This window comes from Roseibium sp. ROS1, from assembly GCF_054658215.1.
The window spans coordinates 1258142-1281733 of record NZ_BAAGIG010000002.1; the positions used below are offsets into that span (position 1 = coordinate 1258142).

The 23592-nt window shown below is 56.4% G+C and carries 19 protein-coding genes and 1 tRNA gene; 14 read left to right on the forward strand and 6 right to left on the reverse strand.

Features of this window, described 5'->3' with window-relative positions:
- Positions 1 to 4: 4 nt before the first annotated feature.
- Positions 5 to 1063, reverse strand: a complete 1059-nt coding sequence (locus tag ACYQ6M_RS13815; RefSeq protein WP_460074351.1) for a hypothetical protein — start codon at positions 1061 to 1063, stop codon at positions 5 to 7.
- 123 nt (positions 1064 to 1186) lie between these two features.
- Here ACYQ6M_RS13815 and ACYQ6M_RS13820 point away from each other — a divergent pair, with 123 nt between their 5' ends.
- The 5 genes from ACYQ6M_RS13820 to ACYQ6M_RS13840 all read left to right on the forward strand — a co-directional run bounded on the left by ACYQ6M_RS13820 (position 1187) and on the right by ACYQ6M_RS13840 (position 9295).
- On the forward strand, positions 1187 to 3418 hold the full coding sequence (locus ACYQ6M_RS13820) for a vWA domain-containing protein (RefSeq protein WP_460074353.1): 2232 nt from the start codon (positions 1187 to 1189) through the stop codon (positions 3416 to 3418).
- Entirely contained in the window at positions 3415 to 5208 is a 1794-nt protein-coding gene (locus ACYQ6M_RS13825) for an SH3 domain-containing protein (protein ID WP_460074355.1), read from the forward strand. The genes ACYQ6M_RS13820 and ACYQ6M_RS13825 overlap by 4 nt, the downstream gene beginning before the upstream one ends.
- A gap of 11 nt (positions 5209 to 5219) precedes the next feature.
- Positions 5220 to 5861, forward strand: a complete 642-nt coding sequence (locus tag ACYQ6M_RS13830) for an SH3 domain-containing protein (RefSeq protein ID WP_460074357.1) — start codon at positions 5220 to 5222, stop codon at positions 5859 to 5861.
- A gap of 234 nt (positions 5862 to 6095) precedes the next feature.
- The gene (locus ACYQ6M_RS13835) at positions 6096 to 7970 is read left to right on the forward strand and encodes a serine aminopeptidase domain-containing protein (protein WP_460074359.1); all 1875 of its coding nucleotides are present in this window, start codon (positions 6096 to 6098) and stop codon (positions 7968 to 7970) included.
- A 5-nt stretch (positions 7971 to 7975) separates the two neighbouring features.
- The gene (locus ACYQ6M_RS13840; protein WP_460074360.1) at positions 7976 to 9295 is read left to right on the forward strand and encodes a hypothetical protein; all 1320 of its coding nucleotides are present in this window, start codon (positions 7976 to 7978) and stop codon (positions 9293 to 9295) included.
- Between the two features lie 627 nt (positions 9296 to 9922).
- Here the strand turns inward: ACYQ6M_RS13840 and ACYQ6M_RS13845 are convergent.
- Positions 9923 to 9996, reverse strand: a tRNA-Gln gene (locus tag ACYQ6M_RS13845).
- A gap of 628 nt (positions 9997 to 10624) precedes the next feature.
- Here ACYQ6M_RS13845 and ACYQ6M_RS13850 point away from each other — a divergent pair.
- The 4 genes from ACYQ6M_RS13850 to ACYQ6M_RS13865 all read left to right on the forward strand — a co-directional run bounded on the left by ACYQ6M_RS13850 (position 10625) and on the right by ACYQ6M_RS13865 (position 15752).
- Entirely contained in the window at positions 10625 to 11998 is a 1374-nt protein-coding gene (locus ACYQ6M_RS13850) for a Ppx/GppA phosphatase family protein (protein ID WP_460074362.1), read from the forward strand.
- Positions 11995 to 12702 carry an RlmE family RNA methyltransferase gene (locus ACYQ6M_RS13855; RefSeq protein WP_022998673.1) on the forward strand — a complete coding sequence of 236 codons (708 nt, stop codon included), beginning with the start codon at positions 11995 to 11997 and terminating at the stop codon, positions 12700 to 12702. The genes ACYQ6M_RS13850 and ACYQ6M_RS13855 overlap by 4 nt, the downstream gene beginning before the upstream one ends.
- A 204-nt stretch (positions 12703 to 12906) precedes the next feature.
- The gene (gene guaB / locus ACYQ6M_RS13860) at positions 12907 to 14409 is read left to right on the forward strand and encodes an IMP dehydrogenase (protein ID WP_022998672.1); all 1503 of its coding nucleotides are present in this window, start codon (positions 12907 to 12909) and stop codon (positions 14407 to 14409) included.
- Between the two features lie 50 nt (positions 14410 to 14459).
- A complete protein-coding gene (locus ACYQ6M_RS13865; protein ID WP_460074363.1) occupies positions 14460 to 15752 on the forward strand; it encodes an RsmB/NOP family class I SAM-dependent RNA methyltransferase in 1293 nt (430 codons plus the stop codon).
- Between the two features lie 19 nt (positions 15753 to 15771).
- On the opposite strand, the gene ACYQ6M_RS13870 is transcribed toward ACYQ6M_RS13865, so the two are convergent.
- Positions 15772 to 16971 carry a tetratricopeptide repeat protein gene (locus tag ACYQ6M_RS13870; protein ID WP_075282780.1) on the reverse strand — a complete coding sequence of 400 codons (1200 nt, stop codon included), beginning with the start codon at positions 16969 to 16971 and terminating at the stop codon, positions 15772 to 15774.
- 267 nt (positions 16972 to 17238) lie between these two features.
- Here ACYQ6M_RS13870 and guaA point away from each other — a divergent pair, with 267 nt between their 5' ends.
- The 3 genes from guaA to ACYQ6M_RS13885 all read left to right on the forward strand — a co-directional run bounded on the left by guaA (position 17239) and on the right by ACYQ6M_RS13885 (position 20456).
- Positions 17239 to 18810 (forward strand): glutamine-hydrolyzing GMP synthase, encoded by a 1572-nt coding sequence (gene guaA / locus ACYQ6M_RS13875; protein ID WP_062488775.1) that lies wholly within the window; start codon positions 17239 to 17241, stop codon positions 18808 to 18810.
- Positions 18811 to 19097: 287 nt separating this feature from the next.
- Complete coding sequence (locus tag ACYQ6M_RS13880; protein WP_031268507.1) at positions 19098 to 19820, forward strand: methyltransferase domain-containing protein; 723 nt, start codon at positions 19098 to 19100, stop codon at positions 19818 to 19820.
- 114 nt (positions 19821 to 19934) lie between these two features.
- Positions 19935 to 20456 (forward strand): hypothetical protein, encoded by a 522-nt coding sequence (locus ACYQ6M_RS13885; protein WP_022998667.1) that lies wholly within the window; start codon positions 19935 to 19937, stop codon positions 20454 to 20456.
- Positions 20457 to 20479: 23 nt separating this feature from the next.
- Here the strand turns inward: ACYQ6M_RS13885 and ACYQ6M_RS13890 are convergent, their stop codons facing one another.
- Together ACYQ6M_RS13890 and ACYQ6M_RS13895 are read right to left on the reverse strand one after the other, a co-directional pair.
- Entirely contained in the window at positions 20480 to 20815 is a 336-nt protein-coding gene (locus tag ACYQ6M_RS13890) for a TraR/DksA family transcriptional regulator (protein WP_022998666.1), read from the reverse strand.
- Between the two features lie 87 nt (positions 20816 to 20902).
- On the reverse strand, positions 20903 to 21916 hold the full coding sequence (locus tag ACYQ6M_RS13895) for a zinc-binding alcohol dehydrogenase family protein (RefSeq protein WP_022998665.1): 1014 nt from the start codon (positions 21914 to 21916) through the stop codon (positions 20903 to 20905).
- Between the two features lie 106 nt (positions 21917 to 22022).
- Between ACYQ6M_RS13895 and ACYQ6M_RS13900 the strand changes: the two genes are divergently transcribed.
- Both ACYQ6M_RS13900 and ACYQ6M_RS13905 read left to right on the forward strand, forming a co-directional pair.
- Entirely contained in the window at positions 22023 to 22427 is a 405-nt protein-coding gene (locus ACYQ6M_RS13900; protein ID WP_022998664.1) for a winged helix-turn-helix transcriptional regulator, read from the forward strand.
- A gap of 128 nt (positions 22428 to 22555) precedes the next feature.
- Positions 22556 to 22933, forward strand: a complete 378-nt coding sequence (locus ACYQ6M_RS13905; RefSeq protein ID WP_152506559.1) for a hypothetical protein — start codon at positions 22556 to 22558, stop codon at positions 22931 to 22933.
- Between the two features lie 12 nt (positions 22934 to 22945).
- On the opposite strand, the gene ACYQ6M_RS13910 is transcribed toward ACYQ6M_RS13905, so the two are convergent.
- On the reverse strand, positions 22946 to 23581 hold the full coding sequence (locus ACYQ6M_RS13910) for a MarC family protein (RefSeq protein ID WP_022998662.1): 636 nt from the start codon (positions 23579 to 23581) through the stop codon (positions 22946 to 22948).
- Between the last annotated feature and the right edge of the window lie 11 nt (positions 23582 to 23592).

Consider the following 23592-nt stretch of genomic DNA (forward strand, 5'->3'; position numbering starts at 1 on the left):
AGCGCTACTCCATATAGGTCTTGAGACGAAGCAACCTGGTGCTGATGGCCTCCACATGGCCCTGCATTTCCGCCGCGCATCGGGAGGGGTTTTGCTTGTCGAACGTAACCGGCATCGCACAACGAAGGTAGATTGTGCTTGCTTCCACCCGAATTTCAGCACCGGCAGCACGGAACAGGTCGATCAGCAGCGTTTGAGCCGCGGGCGTCAAAAGCTGGAAGAGCTTCAATTGCTCTCCTGAGCGAAGCTGCACCTTGTAGAGATCGTTGAAGGCGACGCTTTCCAGCCTGGCATCAAAACGGCTTTTCAGGGCAGGGATTTCGGCGCTCAACATGACGCTCAGGTCGAAGTCAAGCGCCGCCTTCACTGCGATGACCATGCGCAGAGTGTAATTCCCCGACAGGTTGCTGGCAGAGACGAGAACAGGGTTTCTGATGTCGTGTTCGACGAGTTGGGCAGCCATCCAGAGCGGGGTTTCCTCGTGATGCCACCAGAACAAGGCTTCAGGCGAGATGGGAGCCGCTGAGACGGGACTCGGCATGAGAAACGGCTTCAGCCTTGATGTCACGGCATAGATTTGCGGATCCGTGAAGGTAATTGCAGGCGGCCCCTTGTCGGTCCGGTACTTCACTGCAGCAAGCGCGTCGATCTGCTCCGCTGAGACGGTCAGGTCCGGCCTCTTGGAAAACACGCCCTGCGCCAAGGCCTGGATATCGGTCTTTGTCGGCTGCCTGCGTGCGCCCAGGGACCGGCGAATGGAAGGTACCTGCAAATGCCAGGATCCGCCCAGTTTCTGACCCAGGGAATCAAAGGCCAGGGCATGGCGTTCGGGTTTCTTGTCGTTGATGTTGAACGCCAGCAGCAGAACGCCGCCAAAAAACAAGGGGACTCCAAGGAAGGCTATCAGATCGAAACCAAGCGCCTTGCCGCCGATGAAAAGCGTAGCGCCGAGCCCCGTAAGCAAAACGTATCGCGCGATGCCAGGGCCTTTTGCGGCGGGTTGGAATGTATGCCGCTCGACTTCAAGCTGGCCGGAGAAGGGATCCCAATGTGTTTTGCGCATGTTGGCTCCACCTGTTTCAAACAGGAATAAGGAGGCAGGCGCACCGCGCATCACTCATTTGAGTGACGTGGCCCCTCATGCAAGTGGTTAGCATCCGCCCAAACGACTAGCTTTGGAGCGAGCATGACCCTTCTCAACCTAAGAAAACTGACGTTTGCGTCGGCATTTCTGGCCTGTGGCACGGCCAGTGCTGTTGCAAGCGATCTGATGGTTGTCTTCGATGGTTCCGGATCCATGTGGGGGCAGATCCAGGGAAAGACCAAGATCGAGATCGCGCGCGAAACGCTTTCCGGCGTGTTGGGTGAGGTTCCTCTCGACGCAAACATCGGCATGATTGCTTATGGGCATCGCGAAAAGGGACAGTGTTCAGACATTGAAACGGTGGTTCCAACCGGTCCGGCCAGCCAGACCGTGCCGCAAATGGTGGGGGCCGCCAATCGTCTGAAACCCAAGGGCAAGACGCCATTGGCAGACGCGGTGCGCATCGCGGCGGAAGAGCTGAAATTTACTGAGAATGCCGCAACGGTCGTTCTCGTGACGGACGGGATCGAGACCTGCAACGCCGATCCGTGTGCACTGGCGAATGAACTGGAGTCACTTGGCATTGATTTCACCACGCATGTGATCGGCTTCGGACTGTCGGAGGACGAAGGAAGCCAGGTGCAATGCCTCGCCGAGAATACGGGCGGGATGTACCTGTCGGCCAAGAACGCTGAAGAGTTGTCCGATGCACTCAGGCTCACTGTGCAAGCCGAGCCGATTGCCCCCAGTGAAGACGATTTTCTGCCGATGGAGCGCGATGTGCGGTTCATTTTTCGCGACACACCGGATGGCGAGCAGATCGGCATTCGCCAGCTAAGCGGTGTCGTTGAAAAAGCTGATGGTGGAGCCATTGCGGACGGTGCGTTCGAGTTTCGGTACCCCGAAGCGCATGGCAACTCTGCGGTCGCTACGTTGGAACCGGGTTCATATGTGGGGCTTTTCCAGCGCGATGGCGGGACGAGCGGCGGCTACACGGTCCGGTACGCCTTTGAAGTGCCTGAAGGCGATGGCGAGCATGTGATCGAGGCGGCTCTCTCGGCTGCGCTGACACTCAATGTCTTCATCAACCCCGATTTGCCCTACGCGAAGGGCGATCCGTTCCCGACCGCAATCGGAGGCTCACGTCGTCGTGTCAATTTCGAAATCTTCGAGGTGCACGATCAAGCGGTTTCTGAGGAGCCGGTGGCATCGGCAAACATGGATCAGTTGACGGTTGTCTTGTCGCCGGGGACGTACCTTGTGCGCGGCAATCTGGACAACACAACCTCCGCCGAGCGACTTGTCGAGGTCGAGGGGGGCAGAACCACGGAGTTTGATTTCTCCTTCGACGCAACGAGAGTTTATCTCGACGCGCGGCAGGCAGATGGAACTCCGGTCAAGCGGCAGACAGCATATTGGTACGCCGGGCCACCGGGTGACGTGAAATCCTGGGTCAAGGGGAGTGGAGTTTCCAAGGGTGAGCTGACACCGTTCTACGTTCCCACCGGTACCTGGGGTGTGAGCGTTGGCGGCGAGGGATATGGCGATCGACGCAGCCGGCTCATGATCGATGTCCCCGGCGACTATGCTGATATCCGCCTTGAGGTGGGTGAAGGCGAGCGCCTGGATGCCGACGAAAAGGGATATCTGGACTCCCCCGCCTACACCGGGTGCCTTGAGCAGCTGAAGGTGAAATATACCGGTTGCCTGGTTCAACGTGCGGATCTTGGGAGCAGGGGTGAAGGACAAGAGCCATCTTCGCCGATTGAACCGTCGGAAGACGCAGCAACCGATGATCTCTCCGACAACGAGACTACCTTCGAATTGCAGAAGGCGGAGACCGGCAACCCGACAACTCTTGCTGGCGTCTTCGCTATGTACGGTCCGGGCAGTCCGCTTGAGGAAATCATCGATGATCCGATGCATGTGCAGAGCTGCCAACGCAATCCGGTCGTGATCTACCCTGACGGAAAAGTCTTTGTGAAGCGCTTCGTCGATCCAAAGGGGCCGGAAGAAAATCCGTTCAAGCCCAAGGCGGCAGGCACCTGCCAGGTGAACAATGGGCGTTATGATTGCAGCATTGCTGAGCGTGGCAAGCCGGTTGAACGCATGGTTTTCCAACCTCGCAGCATGGGCAACGGCCATTTTGAGATCTGTAAGTCAGGGCAATCGGAGTGCGATGTTTTTGCTTCCTGCTTCTTTCCGGGAGGGAAAATGAACGCGACGCAGATCATGCCGAACGGCCGCCCGCTGGGGGACCTGATGATCGAGCGGGCAGACGGCCAAGCCCCCGGCTTTTCCTACGGTGAAGACAATCAGGTGATCCTGCCATGACCCTCCGCTTGGTGATGACACTCGCCATCGTCTTGCTCGGAGCCGTTGCGGCGCGTGCGGACGACTGGACCGGGAACTGGGACAGCAACTACGGTCAGCTGCGGCTGATCCAGGAAGGCGTTCGGCTTTACGGTGACTACGCGGACAATGGCACGATCGAGGGCATCATCGGACCGGACCGCAAGACAGCCCATGCAGTGTTCTATTGGAACAACGGTCAGTGGGGCACGGTTTTTTGGCGGCGCGCCAACGATCGCATGGTTGGTGTCTGGAACTGGAGCAAGGATGGGCTGCCTGAGCTGAAAAGCCGGAACCGGTGGACGGCCACGCGCACGGCGAGCCGTGTCGCGCCGCTCAAGTTTGCCAGTCAGATCAAGCGGCGCTTTCCAGAGCAAGACGTGAATTTCACCGAAGGGCAGTTCTTGAGTTGGCTGTCCTTCAACGGTAGCAGAAACGTGTTGCAGGAGAACGGGAACGCAAACGCCAACAGCAACACGGGCCGGAACCCGCGCACCGGGTTAAGCCGTTGGTATGGTGGCTACGATCTGGTGAATGTCGGCCCGGCATTCGAGATCAGCGCCGATGTCATCCACTACCAGCGCCAGAACACCGCATCCATTGATCTGTCCATTTACGCGCGACCGGGCGGGCAATGTCCGCAAACCATGCACTTGGGCTTTTGCCGGGATCTGGTTGCAAGCGCCGATGCGCGTGGGTTCGTGGATGTGAAAACGAGCGGAGTTGGCCTTCTCAACCCCTCGAATGGCGGGATTGGAGAAGAGTTTCGCGTCGCGTTCCGGCTGTCGGGAGACAGTCAGGACCGTCTCCTGGTTCTGCGCCGCGATGTGACCTCTTTCAGCGCGTCCATTCACCATCCCCAACGAGGTTGGGATTACGACGGGTTTGCGACGGCGCGGACGCACATCTGCGAAACGTCACAATGCATGAGGGCTGTGTTCGACGAGGTGCGGCGTTTCCCGAACCGTTTCCGCAAAGGCTATAATTCCACTTACTTGAACCGCATCTACAATCTTCCAAACAGCATCACGGCGTCTCGCCGCAACACGCAGGTACCAGCGCCTGCACCGGGTGGCGGCGGCGCGCTGGAGGGAACCTGGGGCCTCTATGAGGAGACCGGCGAGTCTCTGGGATATGTCACGATGTCCGGGCGTGGTCGAAACCTGCAGGCTTCCGGCAACCTCGCCAATTTTTTCGTGAACGGTGCTTCGGCCGAAACCCGGTTTTCGCTTGCCCAGCAAACCGACGAGGCCGCCGCCTTTGATCTGACTACGTTTGCCGATGGATCCGGCGAGCGAAAGACGGGGCGTTTGATTGTGGAGTTTCCACGCTCTGGCAGCGCTAACCCACGCGGAACGCTTATTGTCGCCGATGAAGTGCTGTTGGTGGAGCTTAACGCGCATAACGGTGGGGTGACGCCCAACTGGCAGACGCATCAAGGTGAGCAGTCTGACCCGGACCCGGACCAGGACTTCGATAATCCGGGCTTTGGCATCTACAAATTCACCTATCGGTTGCGCGGCGTCCCCCCGGGCCGAGCCGTTGCGCTGCGTGCGGGGCCGTCACGCAGTGAGAGCATTGTGAGATCGCTGTCAGGTGATGCGCGCGCGCTGCAACTGAACGACTGTGATCCGGATGTTGACAATATCGGGTTCGAAGCCGCGTCGCGCGCCGCCCAATTGTCCGTTCTGGACGCCCGTTGGTGTGAAGTTGTGACCCCTGATGGCAATGGCTGGCTTCCGGGCCGCTATCTTCAGCCAGAGCAAAATTGAGGAAGCCCCCCATGCACAGGATTATGAAGCTCATCATGAGTGTCGGGCTGATCGCCGCCAGCGTGGCGCCCGGGGTGGCGGCTGACCATCGCTACGAACACAACGGCTCAACCATGCGTGTGGAGGTCAGTGGCTCCTCCGTTCGCATCTACTATGAAAAGCCGCGACAGGGGCTGTCGGCTCACGGCGTCAGGCCTGGGACGCTTCTCTTCGATGGCAAGGTCTCCAACGGGTATCTTGAGGGAATGAGCCGCATCTTCAATGCCAATTGCGGCGAGGTCGACTACTACGTCTATGGTGACTTCGTGCCCGGTCAAAGCTTCAAGCTGAGCGGTGCTGCCCCGGTTCTTTCCGGCATGAGCTGCCGGATCGTCGATAACGTCTACACGGGTCCGAACGCCAACCTGCAGTTCAATGCCTTGCAAACCGGTGCAGGCAGGCCTGCCAATGTCGGCCGCCCGGGCTGCGTGACAGGAGTGAATTCCTATCTGAATGTGCGTTCAGGTCCAGGTGCCGACTATGGCCGGATCGGAACGTTCGCAGCAGGCAGTTGCGGGATCGAGATTGTGAACAACCACTGCCTTGGAGAGTGGTGTCTGACCAGACAAGGGCCGACGACGGGGTGGGTGAACAGCCGGTTCCTCAACCGCTGACTTTTTGGGCCGCAGGCTAAGTCCTGGCGCGCCGGAGAACACGCTTGAAATGCACCGGTGTCCCTGGCGCCAAAACGAAATCGTCACTGGGTTTCGAGTGTCACCTAGTTGCCTAGATGGTTCTACTCAGTCAATTTGAGATAAAAAACAATAGTTTGTCATTTACTTGCCGGTTTCGGCATGGTAATTCGAGGGCTCTTTCCGAGAAGTAATTGTACCTGCAGTTGACATTCGATGATGTTCTCTCGCAGTGCCCTCAGTTCCAGCCAATCCAATATGCAAACACGCAACATAGTCACGATGGACGGCGTGCCGCTCGCCTTCAGAACTTTTCCAGCAGACAAACCCAGCGGAAAATCTGCTTTCGTGACCCATAGCCAAGCCCTCCATACGCTGAATATCTCGCAGACCATGCAAGGGTTGGCCGACCGCGGCTGGACCGTTCACGGAATTGACCTGCGCGGGCATGGTTATTCAGTGTCAGAGCGTGCGCCCTACGCACATCTTGAAATCGGTCGCGGCTGGGATGACCTGGTCAGCGATTTCAAGTTGGGGCTCGAGGCTGCCTTCGACGGCATCCCCTGGGAGGACCGGCTTATTGTCGCGCCCAATATCGGGGCGCTTCTGGTTCTCGAGTGCCTTAAGGCTCAGCCTGATCTCGCCCGCAATATTGTGTTCGTGACGCCGCCGCCCAATCAGCCGGGCTTGATGAAACTTGCGAGAAGCATAACGCGGGTTCGAGCGCTTCTACATCCACCAGAGCGCCCCGATGAACTGACCTTTTACCAGCTTTATACGTTCTTGGGAGCGCACCTGGAAGACCGGAAAAACCTGATCGATGTCATTTCGTCGGACAAGGCTTTCACCCAATCCATCCTGGATGATCCCTATGCCTGGCCAACCCCCACGACAGGATATTTCTACGAGCTTTTCCGCGGAATTGAAAAAGCATGGAAATGGCCTCGCAACATTGAGGTGAAAGAGGGCACCCGGGTTCTTCTGTTGTATGGCGGGGATGACCCGATGACCGCGAATGGCCGCTTCATCGCCCCGATCCGGAAGCATTTCAACAAAGTGGGTGTTTATGATGTTGAGAGCCACTGCGTCGAAGGCGGGCGCACCGCCTTGTTTGCCGAAGATCGACGCTTTGGAATTTCCAGCATTATTGATGATTGGTGCGAAGGGCTCCCGCTCAATCCCGACAACACATCGCGTGAAGCCGCTGATGGCGGCGGAATCGAAGGGGTGAGCAAGGACATCCTTCAGCGCCTGGGCCTGGCAGACATTCGGCATGAGCTGAAGCCGGACGCGCTGGTGGAGCTTTGTTACGGTGCAATCTCCGATGATAACCGCTGGATCGAGATGCTGTATCGGGTGGCCTTTGCGGCTTCCGGCGAAAACGGTCTGGAGGAGCAAGAGCTGGAGACCATAGTTGCGGAATTGATGCCGCACTGGGATCGGTCCTTTAGCCTCAACCGGCAGATCATGCGCTCGGCCGCCGTCGGTGCTGTCTTGCATGAAGTGATCGAGCGCTTCGAGATCGGCATGGCCATCGTCAACGATGACTTCGAAATTTCCTATGCAAACCGTCCCTTTATGGAAGCTGTTTCGACCCTCGTCGGAGGTGTTCGATTTGATGCGGACAGCGAAGATATGGTGGCCCTGAACAACGCTTTGGCGATGCTGCTGAATACGGATTTTCGAAACAAATCCCGCAAAAGTCAGGGTGAGGCGCTGCTGATGGTCGGGGGAAAGGCGGTCGGTTTTCACTTTCGGCCGCAAACTCTACGCCAGACATCCTTAAACAGGCAGGGGGCGTCGGGTGTGATGATCTTGCGGGCTGCGGATACCGAGACGCGTGATCTCTCTGACACATTTCATGAGCTGCTTCAGTTCGGCTATGGCCTCACTGCTAAGGAAGCACAGGCGGCGTGCTGCCTGGTCAATGGACTGTCGCCAACCGAAATTTCGCGCCAACTCGACGTGTCCATTCACACGACCCGGACGCATCTGAAGAGGGTCTACGAAAAGGTCGGCGTGCAAGGTCAGACCGAACTGACGGCACGATTGCTTCAGGGGCCTCTTGGACTTCTGGCCGACGGGAAATAACCGGAATGCATGATCCCCGCTTCGGCAGCATGTTGGCGATCGCCATTGTGCTGTTGCTGCCTCTGCTCGCGTCCCTTGCGGTTCAGCGACGATTTCGAGGTGACGACCCGATCGGTGCTTTCGTCAGCAACAAAGGGGGCAACGGCTTTTTGGCCACGGCGGCCGGGGCCATTTGTGGGAACATCGGGATCGGTACGTTTGTCGCCCTGTTCCTGTTTGCCTCGCAGAGCCCGGTGATCGGGTTTTCGATCGCCGCTTCTTATGCGCTCGGCCTGATACTCTGCGCGCTCATGGCGCCTCTGATCCGCCGGCGGGCTGCGGTAGTGGGGGCTATCGGCCTGATCGACTTGATTGCGCGATCGCATGAAACCAGAGGGAATTGGCTTACGTGGCTTCCCATCGCGGTGGTCTTCATCCTGCGCTCTGCGGTTCAGTTAAGCGCTCTGGGCGTCATTGCTGCCAGTCTTTTTGCAGGGCAGACCGCTTTGGCAACGATTGTTTGCGCGGCTGTGCTGACGGGTTATCTGCTTGTGGGCGGCTACCGGGCGGCCGTGACGACGGACATTCTGCAATCAGCCATCATATTGGGTGCGGTTGCCGTGGCCGCGCTCGGGTTGCCTCAGCTTTCGGGGGCATCGGTCGACTTCCTTCAGATTGAGCCGTTTCAGCCGACAATCCTTATTGGGATCTGGCTGCTCCTTCCGTGGAGCGCCGTGCTGGCCGTTGACAATTGGCAGCGCGTTACGGTGGCGAGTAGCGATAGGGTCGCGGTGGCCAGCTATCTGGGAGCAGCGGTGGTTTGCGGCGCTTGCTACGCAATGATTTCGCTGGCCGGATACTGGTCGGGCGGCGGCTCCGTTTTCGATACCTTTTCCGGATTGATGCCAGCGGGTGCAGCTTGGTCGGCCACGGCCATGTTCACCGCGTGCATCATGTCGTCCATCGATACATTCGTTATGCCGTTGACGGTGGCGTTGGGTGACCGAAGGCTTTCAGCACTGCGGTGGATTATCCTTTGCTTGATGGTGCTTGTGACAATGACCGCGCTCGCCTTCGGTGACGTGCTCTCAAATGTCATCGCAGCCTTCAACTCGCTAACAGTGTTCCTGCCGGCCGCCCTTGGCGCGCTCTATCTGAAGCGAAAGACGCGCTGGGGTGCTGTTGCCTCGATGTGTTCTGGGCTCGTCGTAGCTCTCTGCTTGACGTTAATTGATATCAACACTGCCGCCTTGCTGGGTTTTGTGGTTGCGACCGTGGTGTACGGGGCGAGCGTCGTTGTCGCCAATCGGAAGCAGGCCAATTTTCTCCAATTAACTGACAGTTAGGTGCGTTTCCAATCCGCCATTTCAATTTAGGCCTAATTTACCCGCATTGCCTCTGCCCTACGGCAAGGGACTTCGCAAATGCAATGAATGACGGCTTCGGCTGACCGCACCGCAGCAGCGTATCTGCAATTCACTAACCGCTCCGGGCCGAATTCTGAATGTGTATAATTCAAAAATCTGGGCGCCATTCGAAGTTGCGCGTCTCGCCAATCGAAGTTGCGCGCTACAACACTTATCGCCAAAATCTAAGCGTCATTCGCAGTTGCGCGATGCACCTTTCGTGTAAGGCTGGGACAACTCCAATATTACTGCGGCGGCAGGACTCGAACCCGTGACCCCGCGATAGCAAATAGGGTCGGACCGTTTTCCGGCCCGATTTAGTCTCGCTTCACGTCCAAAGACACAATTGTCAGTGCAGTTAGCACATGATTTCGGCAGGAATGTCGATGCTCTCGATAATCACTTTGACCGATATCTCATGTTGCAAACATGTTGCATGGAGACGCCGTAACCGCAGAGAAACCAAAGGAAATGGCGGGAAATTGCGAGTGATCAAACACGACATGCGCACCATAAAGTCACGCAAACTCTGACAACTAAGTCATTGACTATACAATGGAAAAGAGTTGGCTGGGGAACCTGGATTCGAACCAGGACTAACGGAGTCAGAGTCCGTGGGTCTACCGTTAACCTATTCCCCAACAATGCTCATAAGGCGAGCTGCCAATCGTCGGTACAGGGCGAAATGATTGGTCGCTCTCGATTGGTGTGCCGCATATACATCCATCACATTCACGATTGCAAGACCCGTCGACGACTTTTTTGTGAAATTGCATGCCTGTGGAAAGTCTCGCGAAAGACTGTATGCATTCGTTTCAAGGAAAGCTTTTCCGACGAGGGGCAACCTGTTACAGTTTTGTCAACGAAAGACGCAGTCCCCAGCAGCGCCCCTTGAAAAACGGCGGCAGCACTGGAGATCTGAAAGGCAAAAACGTGACTCAGTCAGGTCAGGAACCGCCCGAGAAAGGGCGTCGTACCCCTGATGTGTCCGGAACCAGCGGGGCTCCCAGGGAGCCCGGGGGAACATCCAGACGACGCCGAAAGCGCAAGTCTGGCAAGCGCCCCAAAGGCAACTCTGCGACACAGGCAAACGGTGTCGTCAACGGAGTGCCTGATACGGACGGGCGAAATCCGTCCAGTGCTGTGACCGGACCCGTCGATCAAGCACTCGCCGCGCAGGAACAGCCTGCGCGAAAGGGTGAGGGTGCGTCCACTTCCCAGAAACGTCGCAAAAAACGGAAGCGCGGGCGGGCAGCCGGTGGTGAGGGCGTGCAAAACGTCCAGGCAGGTGGGCTGAACCAGGATGGTGCGGAACGACAACCTGACACCACGACGAGCCTGAAGGGAAAGAAGGCAGCCCGTAGACGTGGCCGACGGCGCAAACAGTCCACCAACGGAGCGGAAGCAGCACCTGTTGCAAGGACAAACGATGGCGACATCGTTGTCAGCTCAAAGACACTCGAAAAGAGTACCAGTACCCCCTCCCACCGTAATCACGAATTGCGTGTGCGTCGGGATGGTGAAAATCGTTCGTCAATTGGCCGGAAGGAACAGGTCGACGGTTCTCGTAATTCCGCACCATTCGATCGGTCTGCAGGCAGGAACAACTCACCGCTTTATGCCGCGCTTGATCTTGGGACCAACAATTGCCGTCTTTTGATCGCCAGACCTGAAGATCGCGGATTTCGTGTGGTCGACGCCTATTCCCGAATAGTGCGCCTCGGAGAAGGTGTCGGCTCGAACAGAATGTTGAGCGATGCGGCCATGGAGCGAGCAATCGATGCTCTTGCCCAATGCCACCGGAAACTTGCCGACAGAGGGGTTGCTCGCTCAAGGCTTATCGCGACAGAGGCCTGTCGGGCAGCCGAAAATGGTGCTGACTTCATCGAAAGGGTGAAGGCGGAGACAGGTTTGGCGCTCGAGGTCGTGAACCGCGAGACAGAGGCCCGCCTGGCAGTCGCCGGATGCGCTTCGCTTGTGGATCACGACGCCGATGGCGTGATTCTGTTCGATATCGGCGGAGGGTCCTCAGAGATCGTCTGGCTGGACCTGCGCAACCGTTGTGGCGCACGGGGCTATGCATTGACCCGCTTCATCCGGTCTTGGATCTCGTTGCCGGTCGGCGTCGTCAACCTTGCAGAGCGTCACGGCGGTGTTCACGTGACACCGGATATCTTCGAAGCCATGATTGAAGATGCCGCCGAACATCTGGCAGCGTTCAATCTTGCTAATAACCTGACAGAAGCTATCGCGTCGGGCAGGGTCCATATGCTCGGAACATCTGGTACGGTCACCACACTGGCCGGTGTCCATCTGGGCCTGAAACGTTATGACAGGCGCAGGGTCGACGGTACCTGGCTGGAAGATGGGGACGTCTCCAGAATGATTGATCAGCTGCGCGACATGCCTTATGAGGCACGCGTGGATAATCCATGCATTGGTGCGGATAGGGCTGATCTTGTTCTGGCAGGTTGTGCCATCCTGGAAGCCATCCGCCGCCGCTGGAGTTGCTCACGTCTGCGCGTCGCGGACAGAGGACTTCGCGAAGGTATTCTTACAGAATTGATGGCGGCCGATGGTGTCTGGTCGCACCGCAAAAACGGCTCTCGGCATAATCGCGGGCGCCAAGGGAACAGAACATGAGTCAGGGCAAAAAGGGAACAGGCGACCGAGGTCTCCACGTCAAGGTGAAGACGTCCGCTGGTCGGCGCGAATCCTCCACGCGTTGGCTGCAGAGGCAATTGAACGATCCATACGTGCGCCGCGCGAAGATGGACGGTTACAGGTCGCGAGCTGCCTACAAGCTGATAGAGATCGACGACAAGCACAAATTGCTGAAACCCGGTTACCGGGTGGTCGACCTTGGTTGCGCACCGGGTGGCTGGTGTCAGGTTGCGGTGGAAAGGGTGCAGTCCTCCGTGGAAGCGCCCAAGGTGGTCGGGATCGACTATCTGGAAATGGACCACGTGCGAGGAACGACATTCCTGCAAAAAGACTTCCTGGACGACGATGCTCCAGCCGCCTTGCTGGAAGCGCTCGGTGGCCACAAGCCCGATGTCGTTCTGTCCGACATGGCGGCGCCGACCACCGGCCACAAGCAGACCGACCATTTGCGCACGACGCATCTTTTCGAGATCGCAATCGATTTCGCGAGACGCAACCTCGTTCCGGGTGGCTCGTTCCTGGCGAAGGTTTTTCGGGGCGGGACGGAAAATGCACTGCTTAACGACCTGAAACGCGAATTCAAATCGGTCGCCCATCTGAAACCGCCGGCAAGTCGCAAGGAAAGCCCGGAACTTTATGTGATCGCGAAGGGCTTTCGCGGAAGTGATCTTGATCCGGACTGAACCGTTTTCAACTCGACCGGGAAGCCGGTTTGCCATGAGAGACAGGGGGAACGCCCCATAGCGGGCGTCACCCCCTTTTCTTTCTGTCACCTGCGTGTTATTGACCCGCGCCAACTTCTCCGGCACAGCCGAAGCGACTCGAAAGATGCAGGCTTTTGATCAAAGCGTGCGTCTCAGCTATTTTTTTACAAAGGGGAATTGGCAATGGCATCCTTCTATGTCCCTACCACTGGACAGCAAGCCCTGACGTTTGACGATGTCTTGCTGATCCCTGGCCACTCGGAAGTCATGCCGGGTGAAGTTGACCTGCGCACCCGGGTCACACGGGAACTTGAACTCAATATTCCGATCATCTCGTCGGCGATGGACACAGTTACCGAAGGCCGTCTGGCAATCGCCATGGCTCAGGCTGGTGGCATTGGCGTCATTCACCGCAACCTTTCTCTCGACCAGCAGGCCGAGGAGGTCCGGATGGTCAAGAAGTTCGAATCCGGGATGGTGGTCAATCCGCTGGTCATCGGGCCGGACGCGACCCTGCAGGACGCTCTTGACCTGATGAAACGGTATGGCATTTCCGGCGTTCCGGTCGTTCAAAACGGCGGAGCAGGCGGTCAGACCACTGGCAAGCTGGTTGGCATCCTGACAAACAGGGACGTGCGGTTCGCGTCCAATCCCGACCAGAAGATCCATGAACTGATGACGAAGGACGATCTCGTCACTGTCAACGAGAACGTCAGCCAGGATGACGCCAAGCGGCTCCTTCATCAGAACCGCATCGAAAAGCTTCTGGTCGTGGATGACAACCGGAACTGTATCGGTCTCATCACCGTCAAGGACATGGAAAAGGCACAGCTCAATCCGAATGCGTCCAAGGACGATCAGGGCCGGTTACGCGTTGCGGCAGCAACTAGCGTCGGGGAAGAAGGGTTTGCCCGTGCAGAACGTCTGATCGACGCAGGTGTGGACCTACTTGTGGTCGACACGGCCCATGGTCATTCCCAGAAGGTCCTCGACATGGTCGGCCGGGTAAAAAGCCTTTCCAATTCCGTACAGGTACTTGCAGGCAACGTTGCAACCAGTGACGCAACCAAGGCTTTGATTGATGCCGGTGCAGATGCGGTAAAAGTCGGCATTGGCCCGGGTTCCATTTGCACCACCCGAATTGTCGCTGGTGTCGGTGTTCCGCAGCTAACGGCCATCATGGATTCAGTGAACGAAGCGGACAAGCAGGGCGTACCGGTGGTCGCCGATGGCGGCATCAAATTTTCCGGTGACCTGGCCAAGGCGATTGCCGCCGGCGCGGCGTCCGTCATGGTCGGCTCTCTTCTGGCAGGCACTGAAGAAAGCCCGGGCGAGGTTTATTTGCACCAGGGACGATCCTACAAATCTTATCGGGGCATGGGGTCCGTCGGCGCCATGGCACGTGGCTCGGCCGATCGTTATTTCCAGGCGGAAGTACGCGACAGTCTCAAGCTTGTACCGGAAGGCATCGAAGGTCAGGTGCCTTACAAAGGTGCGCTTGGCAGCGTTCTGCATCAGCTAGCAGGTGGCTTGAGAGCTGCCATGGGTTATGTTGGCGGCCGCAACATTCCTGATTTTCAGGAAAAGGCGCGTTTTGTGCGGATCTCTGGTGCAGGCCTGCGGGAAAGCCATGCCCATGATGTGACGATCACACGGGAAAGCCCAAATTACCCGTCCAACGTTTAAACTACTCGGTATCGGGGCGCTTTGCTACAGGCGCCCCGCAAAGGAACAGCATGAAAGATGGCGGACGCCTGGCGGCGGCAATTGAAGTCCTGACTGAAGTGGAAACGCGGCACAGGCCTGTGCAGCTTTCCCTGAAAGACTGGGGTTCCGCACACCGGTTTGCAGGTTCTGGTGACCGGACGGTCATCGGCAATCTTGTGTTTGACGCACTTCGGAACAAGGCTTCGCTTGGTGCAAGAATGAAAGACGGTTCGGCAAGAGCCGTTGTTCTTGCGACCTATTGCCTGAGTTGGGGCAAAGGCCTGCAGGCGTTAAGCGACATTCTTGAGCAGGATCATCATGCTCCGGCTGCATTGTCAGCTGATGAAATCGCTTGCCTCTCGCAGGAGCCTGACAGCACGCCGTCGCCTTTTGAACAGGCAGATATTCCAGAATGGCTTTGGCCATATTTTGAGACCGTCTTCGGCGAAAGCGCCATTGCAGAAGGCCAGGCGCTGGCAACACGCGCTCCGGTCGACATGAGAACCAATACGCTCAAATCTGACCGGGACAAGGTTCTCAAGCGGCTGGCTCATACCGGGGCAAAGACAACACCGCTGTCACCAGTTGGTGCACGCATCGAGGCCAAGCCTGATCTTGGCCGCATGCCGCATGTTCAGGCCGAGGAAGGCTACCGAAAGGGTTGGTTTGAATTGCAGGACGAGGCCAGCCAACTGGCGGCTCATCTCGCACAAGCCAAACCTGGCGAACAGGTGCTGGACTTTTGCGCTGGCGGTGGTGGCAAGACACTGGCTCTGGCTGCCTCCATGCAGAACAAGGGGCAGCTATATGCCTATGACGCGGACCGGCTCAGGCTTGCTCCGATCCACGAAAGACTGCAGCGGGCCGGTGTTCGAAACATTCAGGTGAGAGATCCTGCAACCTCAAGCCTAGACGATCTTGTCGATCAGATGGACCTGGTTTTCATCGACGCCCCTTGCACGGGGACCGGCGTATGGCGTCGCCGGCCGGACTCCAAGTGGAAGCTGGCGGAAAAGGCCTTGCAGGATCGTATCGAAGACCAGCGCCGTGTACTGGAAAGCGCGAGCAGATACGTCAAGCCGGGGGGACGTCTCGCCTACGCGACCTGTTCCGTCCTGCGTGAGGAAAACCAGGCCCAGGCGGACTGGTTCCTGGAGCAAAATCCATCGTTCCAGTCTGTTTCCGCACTGGATATCTGGAAAACAACTCTGCCGGATGCACGGCTCCCGAAATACGTTTCCGACCGTGGCGACATTCTGCTGACGCCCGGGTCTACCCAAACGGACGGTTTCTTCATTGCCCTGTTCCGGCGCGTGCAGTGAGATCAGACAGTTTTTGCCGTCAGGATCTGTCCTGACGGCGCAGCCCAAGAACGTTCGGCAATTGATCGCCGTCTGTTGCGAGTAACTTCTTCGAAGTCACGGGCTCAAGGCTTTCCTGGTGTTGAATTTCCTGTTTGGTTTCTTTTTCTTGAGCGATTTTTACAGCAGCGTCGGGATTATCTGACGAGGGTTCTTCCGTTGCTGAAGTCGCAGGCGAGCTTACTGGGCCTGCTTCCGGTGATTTCCTTTCGGCGACAACCAGGCCTTCGACGAGTTCTCGAATGGCCGGCTCCAGACCGTCGCCTCGAGACATGGCCGTCAGGACGGATCTGGCCTGATTGGAATATTTGAGTGCGGCGAGGGCGGCTCCAAGTGCATTCAGAGGTTCTTTTGCTGATTTGTCGAGATCGTGCGCGGCCAGAGCGTGTTTCAGAGCTGCACCATGATCTCCAAACTTACGCGCAATACTGCTGAGCCGAACGTGGGTCTGTATTGATCTCGGAGATAGCTTCAACGCGGCAAGCGCGGCTTCACGAGCATCTTCCAGGGCGCCTTTCCCGGCGAGTGCATCGGACAACAGGTCCAGGGGAAGCGGGTCTGCCGGCGCTCGCTCACTTGCCCGGATCGTCAGCTCGATCACTTCGTCAAAGCGCTTACGCAGCAGCAATGTCTGCGAAAGACCAATTAGTGCAGGACCGTAATCCGGATCGGCCTTCAGCGCTTTCCGATAAGCTGCGATCGCTGCTGCCTTTTGATCAACACGCGCCTGTGTGTCTGCGAAAAGAGACAAGACAGCTGGCGTATCCGGCAATAGCTCGACCAGGCGTCGGGCCGGAACGGAAGCTTCTTCGGGTTTGTCTTCTTTCAGCAAGACACTGGCAAGACCATAGAGCGCATTTCGATTGTCCGGTGCTTGGGCGAGCACATCAGCAAAATTTTGCCGAGCGTTTGCCATGTCACCGAGCAGCAACTGACAGTTTCCGAGACTCGCGCGAGCATTCAGGTGGTCTGGTTCGGCAAACACGATGCGGCGCAACTGCGATTGCGCCTCGTCCAGATAACCGGTCTGGAGCAACGCGGATGCCGTTCTGTAGGCAATTTCCGTGTCGTCCGGCGACAGTTCCTGGGCTTTCAGATAAGACACCAGCGCCCTGTCAAGATTGCCCGCATTTTCAAGGGCTACGGCTTCTTCAAACGCTTTACGGGCAGCTGCGGTCATCTGGGTCGGTTTTCCTAAAAGCACCTGCCAGCAGCTTGTCTCACCGGAGACGAAGCACGGGGGCTTATGGTTAACCTAAGGAGCAGGCGCGCGCCGGTCAAAAGCGAATTTCAGCCGTACACAGCTTGTCCGCCGGAAACATTTGCCCGCCAAAGTTACGACACAAGAAAGCCGCGAAACAGGCGTTGGCGGCAAAATCTTGTGCGGGACAGCATCGGCTGTGAAATTCGGGTTCATTTTACTCAAAAGACCGGTTAGAAGCTGGCCATGACCCAGCATCAGCGCCTTCTTATCATCGACTTCGGCTCCCAGGTCACGCAGCTCATCGCGCGGCGCCTGCGCGAGTTAAATGTCTACTGCGAAATCCACCCATATCAGAACGTTACCGACGCCTTTTTGAGCGAGTTTTCGCCCAAGGCGGTAATTTTCTCAGGCGGCCCGGATTCGGTTACACGAGCCGGTTCACCACGTCCGCCGGAAAGTGTCTACACAATGGGCGTTCCGATCCTGGGGATCTGTTACGGCCAACAGGTGATGATGCAACAGCTGGGCGGACAGGTTGACGGTGGCAAGATTTCCGGCGGTGGCGGCACGGCCGAGTTTGGCAGAGCATTCGTGACACCTGTCGAGAACAAACTGTCGATCCTGGATGGATGGTTTGCCGACGGGAAAGAACAGGTCTGGATGAGCCATGGCGACCATGTCAGCCGGATCGCACCAGGCTTTGAGGTCTTCGGCACATCGCCAAACGCTCCCTACGCGATTACCGCGGACAAGGAGAGAAACTTCTACGCCGTACAGTTTCACCCGGAAGTGCACCACACGCCGAACGGCAAGAAGCTTTATGAGAATTTCGTCCGACTTGCCGGCTTTACCGGTGACTGGACTATGGGAGCCTACAAGGACGATGCCATTGCGCGCATCCGCGAGCAGGTCGGTGACAAGAGGGTCATTTGTGGTCTGTCCGGTGGTGTCGACAGCTCCGTTGCTGCTGTATTGATCCATGAGGCGATCGGGGATCAGCTCACATGTGTCTTCGTGGACCACGGCTTGTTGCGCCTGAACGAGGCGGAAGAAGTGGTGTCCATGTTCAGGGATAACTACAACATTCCCTTGATCCATGCGGATGAAAGCGAACTGTTCCTGGGAGAGCTGGACGGTGTTTCCGACCCGGAAACCAAACGCAAGATCATCGGAAAACTGTTCATTGACGTTTTCCAGAAACATGCGAATGAGATTGAGGGCGCTGAGTTTCTCGCTCAAGGTACGCTCTATCCGGACGTGATTGAGAGCGTCAGCTTCTCCGGAGGTCCGTCGGTCACCATCAAGTCGCATCATAATGTCGGCGGGTTGCCGGAAAAGATGGGACTGAAGCTGGTCGAGCCGCTGCGTGAACTCTTCAAGGATGAGGTGCGGGCGCTTGGCCGTGAACTCGGCCTTCCCGAGAAGTTCATCGGCCGCCACCCGTTCCCCGGACCGGGCCTTGCCATTCGGTGCCCGGGCGAAATTACCCGCGAGAAACTTGAAATTCTTCGAAAGGCTGATGCGGTTTATATCGACCAGATCCGTAAGCACGGTCTCTATGACGATATCTGGCAGGCTTTCGTTGCCATCCTTCCAGTGCGAACGGTCGGTGTCATGGGCGATGGCCGCACATATGACTACGCCTGCGCGTTGAGAGCCGTGACGTCAGTCGACGGCATGACCGCCGACTATTTCCCCTTCACGCATGATTTCCTGGGTGAGACGGCAACCCGTATCATTAATGAGGTACAGGGCATCAACCGCGTAACCTATGACATTACGTCAAAACCACCCGGCACTATTGAGTGGGAATAAGCAAGGCTTTGGATCACTTGGACCCGACGTCGCTTGGCGGGTCTTGACGTGGGCGGACCAAAATATCGCAGGTAACTCTGCGAACGCAGGAATGTGATTGCACGAACGATTGTCGAGCCTGCATGCATTGGCGAAAGGTCAGTGTTTGTGCATTTGCTTTTGTTTATAGCGCCTCGATGCTGTGAGCGAACTGCAATTTGCTTCGATTAACTGAATATTTGCAGGCGCTCATATAAACAGTCCACAAACTGTTGCTCTGTCAGTTGCTTCGCCGAATAAAGATGGGAATGATTGAAGTGAGTAAATTAACTAAAATTATTTCTGGATATGAAAATGACGGCTTCAGTCTCGGCAAAGCAGCTAGAAAAAAGAGAATTAAGTATTTTTGTGAATTGATAGAAAGTAAGTTTTCTGAGAAGGGCCGTGTAAAAATACTAGATATTGGCGGGACTGTTCAATATTGGAACATCATCGACAAAGATTTTCTGGATCGCAACAACGTACAGATTACACTTTTAAATCTACCGGGATCTCAAGCCTTTGAGGCAGACGGGAGATTTGATTTTTTAACAGGTAATGCCACAGAAGACATCTGGAGTTACCTGGACCCTCAGGACTATGACCTGATCCATTCAAACTCCGTAATCGAGCATGTTGGTGACTGGGCGCAAATGAAGCGGTTTGCGTCAAATATCCGGGATTTCCACGGCGGTTATTTTGTCCAGACACCAAATTTCTGGTTCCCCATTGAGCCGCATTGCATGACGCTCTTTTTCCATTGGCTGCCGAAGCCCTTAAGGGTCTGGCTTGTTGCTCACTTTTCCTTGGGGCATTGGGCAAAGGGTGCCAATACCGATGAGGCCGTCGAAATCGTCGAAAGTGCGCGCCTGCTGAGCAAGTCCATGTTCAAGGCGCTTTTCGATGATGCGCTCGTCAAGCAGGAAAAATTCCTGTTTTTGACCAAGTCCTTCATGGCTGTCAGAGTTGACGGGGAAGAAGTCTCTTCTTGAAAAGAGACTGGATTGCTCAACTTAATAGATTTGAATAATCGACAGGCTTTCGAAAGATCACAAAACGAGCTCTCGAAATTGGTGGCTCAGCGCCTTGTTGAGATTTGAGCGTGAATGAATACACCACGGCATCCGGACCTGACACCAGACTGTGCTTCTTGTGCAGCCCTTTGCTGTGTTGTCTTTGCATTTGACCAATCCGAGTCCTTTGGTATCGACAAGGCAGCAGGCGAGGTTTGCCCGAACCTGGATAGCTGCGGACGTTGTGCCATCTTCGATGACAGGTCGCGTCTCGGATTCAGTGGATGCATTACCTATGATTGTCACGGTGCAGGACAACGTGTGACGCAGGAAGTGTTTCACGGGCACACATGGCGGGAAGATCCCGGACTTACGGAACGGATGGGTGAGGCGCTTTCCATCCTACGGCAAATTCATGAGAAACTGCTGCTCCTGGCAGCGGCTGAAAAACTTCCGCTTGGTATCGGGGAACGACAAGCACTAATCGAACTGCAGATGCAGCTTGCTCCGCAGTCAGACTGGACGGAATCTCGGCTGAAGGCGTTCCCGCTGATTGAGATTTCACGAAAAGTGTCGGATTTCCTGACAGGCTTGCGTCGACATTTCGAGCGATAGACCTGAGAGCGAAATGTGTGCCCTTATCTTGCGCATTTGATACAGAATGCTGCGGCCGGGTCCACCTGTAGCCGTTTCACGGAAATCTCTTCACCGCACTCCACGCAGTCACCGTATTCGCCAGCTTCCAACCTTGATAAGGCCGCGTCGATTTTCTGGATTGTCGCCCGGCGCTGCCGTTCGGCTGCCTGTGCCATCGCTTGTCCTTGAAGCGCGTCCATACGCGACAATCGACCGACTGATTGTTGATCTAGCTCCACCGTGGCACGGGCTTCCCCGGACAATTCGCTCAATGTTTCAAGTTCGGACTTGAGCGACAAGAGCTTGATCCGAATGTCTTCAACGTTGTGTTCCGCCATCACCAAGCCTCCAGCGAAAGCATGAAGATGGCAGCCTGAATGTGCAAGAGGAGGTAAGTGTCACCTGTTAAACGGCATCACTTGATCCTAAAACCCGGCAAGAACGATCTTCCCAATGGTTTTATTGCTTTCAATCTTCTGATGCGCGACGCGCAGATTACTTGCATTGATGGGTTCAATCACTTCCGTCAACGTGGTCTTGAGCTTGCCTGCATCAACAAGGTCAGCGACGTTGTTCAACAGCTTGCGTTGCTCATCCATATCGGTCGTCTGGTACATGGAACGGGTAAACATCATCTCCCAGTGGATCGATATCGCCTTCAGTTTGAAGGGCCCAATGCTGACGTTGTCGGGATCGTCGATGAGCAGAAAACGGCCCTGTGGCGCGATCAATTCTGCAATATCGTTCACGTGTTGCTCTGTGTGCGTTGTCGAGAAAACATAGCCGGGGGCTTCCAGTCCCAGGGCTTCGATCTGAGGCGCCATCGGTTTTGAATGATCGAGAACATGATGCGCACCAAGCTCACTCACCCAGGAACGGCTCTCCGGTCTTGAAGCAGTTGCGATAATCGTCATGTTCGTCAATTGGCGGGCAAGTTGAACCGCAATGGAACCGACGCCTCCCGAGCCGCCAATGATCAGGAGAGTGTTCGAACCAGCTGGAACCGGGTCATTCACCTTCAGCCGGTCGAACAGGGCTTCCCAGGCGGTGATCGCCGTCAAGGGCATGGCTGCTGCCTCGGCAAAACTCAGGCTCGTGGGTTTGCGGCCCACAATGCGTTCATCAATGAGATGGTACTCCGAGTTGGTTCCGTCCCTGGTGATGTCGCCGGCATAATAGACCTCATCGCCCACCTTGTAGCTGGTAACGTCAGGACCCACTTCGGCGACGATCCCGGCCGCGTCGTATCCAAGGACGACTGGCGCGCCGTTTTGCGAAGTTCGGGATTGCCGCACCTTGGTGTCGACTGGGTTGACCGCAACAGCCTTGACCTCAACGAGAAGATCCTTTCCGGAAGGCACCGGCCTTGGTAGGTCGAGATCAGTCAACGACTTCGGGTCATCAATAGGAAGTGGTTCAAAAAATCCGATGGCACGCATACTGTGTTCTCCTGATTTGCGTACCAATCAAATTGATCATAAAATTGTTTTGCGCAAGAATGCACAATTCTAGCCGTAACTGACAAAAAAGAACCTTAGGCACAAAATGGATACCGTTAGGAAATCAGGACCCAAACTGGTCAAGGACGTTTATGGCTGCCATCCGGGCTGTGCTGTCGAAGCAGCGCTCAGTTTGATCGACGGCAAGTGGAAAGGCGTCATTCTGTTCCTGTTGATGGAAAAAGAAGTCATGCGCTTCAACGAGTTCCAGAAAGCGCTTCCGGACATCACACAACGGATCTTGACCGCTCAACTCCGTAGTATGGAAGCTGACGGGTTGATCGTGAGGACCGTCTATCCTGTTGTTCCGCCGAAGGTTGAATATCAACTGACCGACCTTGGCGTGTCGCTGGAGCCGGTGGTGAAGGCCCTTGCACGCTGGGGGAACGAAAACAAGACGCTCTGGCCAAAAGGGTTTAAACGGGACAGCCACCTTCAGCAGGCAGGCTGACGTTTTTCCAGGCAGATGAGTTTCGTTTGTCGCTCGCAAACCATTGAGCCTCCTGACGCATTCGTGACTTTGTCAATCCGCGGCCCGTTGCGAGGATGCTCCTGTGAAATCCAAGGGAGAAATGCGTCATGAACCTAAGATGTTCGACAGCGCTTGCGGTGTTGCTCCTGTCCTTAGTGTTCGGAGCGTGCTCAGCACGGGCAGGTGAGGTCGAGATTGTCTCGGCAAAAGCAACCGGATCTGCAGGCACGTGGACCTTCGCAGTAACTCTCAGGCATGACGATACGGGTTGGGACCACTACGCCGACCTCTGGCAGATCTTGACGCCAGACGGAGAATTGTTAGGCGAGAGAGTGCTCCTTCACCCCCATGTCGACGAGCAACCCTTCACGCGATCCCAATCGGGCATCACGATCCCAGAGGGCGTGTCACAGGTCATCATCCGGGCACGAGACACGGTGCACGGTGTTTCGCCACAAGAATACAAGTTGAACCTGGACCGTTAAGCGTTGCCTCAGTCAGGTGCGGATAAAGGCCAAAATGCCGTCGGCAACGAATTGTACGGATAGAGCTGCCAACAACACGCCGAGAAGTCGGGTGATAACCAACTGTGCGGTTTCTCCCAGGAGCCGTTCAATCTTGTCAGCCAAGAGAAAGGCACCCATGCAACTCAGCAGGATGATCGCGATGACGCCGCCGAGGCCTGCATAGGCGAGGGTATCCGGAGCCTGACTGGACAACAGGATGATCGCGGAGATTGCCGCAGGTCCCGAAATAAGCGGTATCGCCAAAGGAAAGATGGCGAGTTCATTGATCGTTCCATGATGCGCTTCCGATTCCATCGCCTTTTCGGCGGTTTCGGTTTTACGCGCCTGGCGCTTGCCGAAAATCATCTCGATCGCGATCAGGAACAACAGGATGCCTCCGGCGACCCTGAAAGCGGAAACGGAGATGCCGAGTACATTCAGCACCGTCTGTCCGGACGCGTAAAAAACAAGGAGTATGGCCGCCGCCGTAATGGTTGCCCGAATGGCGACCTTGCGCCTGTCGTGCTTGCTCATTCCAGCCGTGATTGCAAGAAACATCGGGGCCAGGCCGACCGGATCAATGGTGACAAATAGGGTCGCGAAGGCGTTGATGTAGTAGTCGAGCATGGCGATTCCCG

Coding starts and splice junctions, on each gene's coding strand:
- guaB (WP_022998672.1), top strand. CDS start 12,907: ATGGCATCCTTCTATGTCCCTACCACTGGACAGCAAGCCCTGACGTTT.
- ACYQ6M_RS13910 (WP_022998662.1), bottom strand. CDS start 23,581: ATGCTCGACTACTACATCAACGCCTTCGCGACCCTATTTGTCACCATT.
- ACYQ6M_RS13885 (WP_022998667.1), top strand. CDS start 19,935: ATGAATACACCACGGCATCCGGACCTGACACCAGACTGTGCTTCTTGT.
- ACYQ6M_RS13815 (WP_460074351.1), bottom strand. CDS start 1,063: ATGCGCAAAACACATTGGGATCCCTTCTCCGGCCAGCTTGAAGTCGAG.
- ACYQ6M_RS13900 (WP_022998664.1), top strand. CDS start 22,023: ATGGATACCGTTAGGAAATCAGGACCCAAACTGGTCAAGGACGTTTAT.
- ACYQ6M_RS13890 (WP_022998666.1), bottom strand. CDS start 20,815: ATGGCGGAACACAACGTTGAAGACATTCGGATCAAGCTCTTGTCGCTC.
- ACYQ6M_RS13895 (WP_022998665.1), bottom strand. CDS start 21,916: ATGCGTGCCATCGGATTTTTTGAACCACTTCCTATTGATGACCCGAAG.
- ACYQ6M_RS13835 (WP_460074359.1), top strand. CDS start 6,096: ATGATGTTCTCTCGCAGTGCCCTCAGTTCCAGCCAATCCAATATGCAA.
- guaA (WP_062488775.1), top strand. CDS start 17,239: ATGACCCAGCATCAGCGCCTTCTTATCATCGACTTCGGCTCCCAGGTC.
- ACYQ6M_RS13820 (WP_460074353.1), top strand. CDS start 1,187: ATGACCCTTCTCAACCTAAGAAAACTGACGTTTGCGTCGGCATTTCTG.
- ACYQ6M_RS13825 (WP_460074355.1), top strand. CDS start 3,415: ATGACCCTCCGCTTGGTGATGACACTCGCCATCGTCTTGCTCGGAGCC.
- ACYQ6M_RS13905 (WP_152506559.1), top strand. CDS start 22,556: ATGAACCTAAGATGTTCGACAGCGCTTGCGGTGTTGCTCCTGTCCTTA.
- ACYQ6M_RS13870 (WP_075282780.1), bottom strand. CDS start 16,971: ATGACCGCAGCTGCCCGTAAAGCGTTTGAAGAAGCCGTAGCCCTTGAA.
- ACYQ6M_RS13830 (WP_460074357.1), top strand. CDS start 5,220: ATGCACAGGATTATGAAGCTCATCATGAGTGTCGGGCTGATCGCCGCC.
- ACYQ6M_RS13855 (WP_022998673.1), top strand. CDS start 11,995: ATGAGTCAGGGCAAAAAGGGAACAGGCGACCGAGGTCTCCACGTCAAG.
- ACYQ6M_RS13880 (WP_031268507.1), top strand. CDS start 19,098: ATGATTGAAGTGAGTAAATTAACTAAAATTATTTCTGGATATGAAAAT.
- ACYQ6M_RS13840 (WP_460074360.1), top strand. CDS start 7,976: ATGCATGATCCCCGCTTCGGCAGCATGTTGGCGATCGCCATTGTGCTG.
- ACYQ6M_RS13865 (WP_460074363.1), top strand. CDS start 14,460: ATGAAAGATGGCGGACGCCTGGCGGCGGCAATTGAAGTCCTGACTGAA.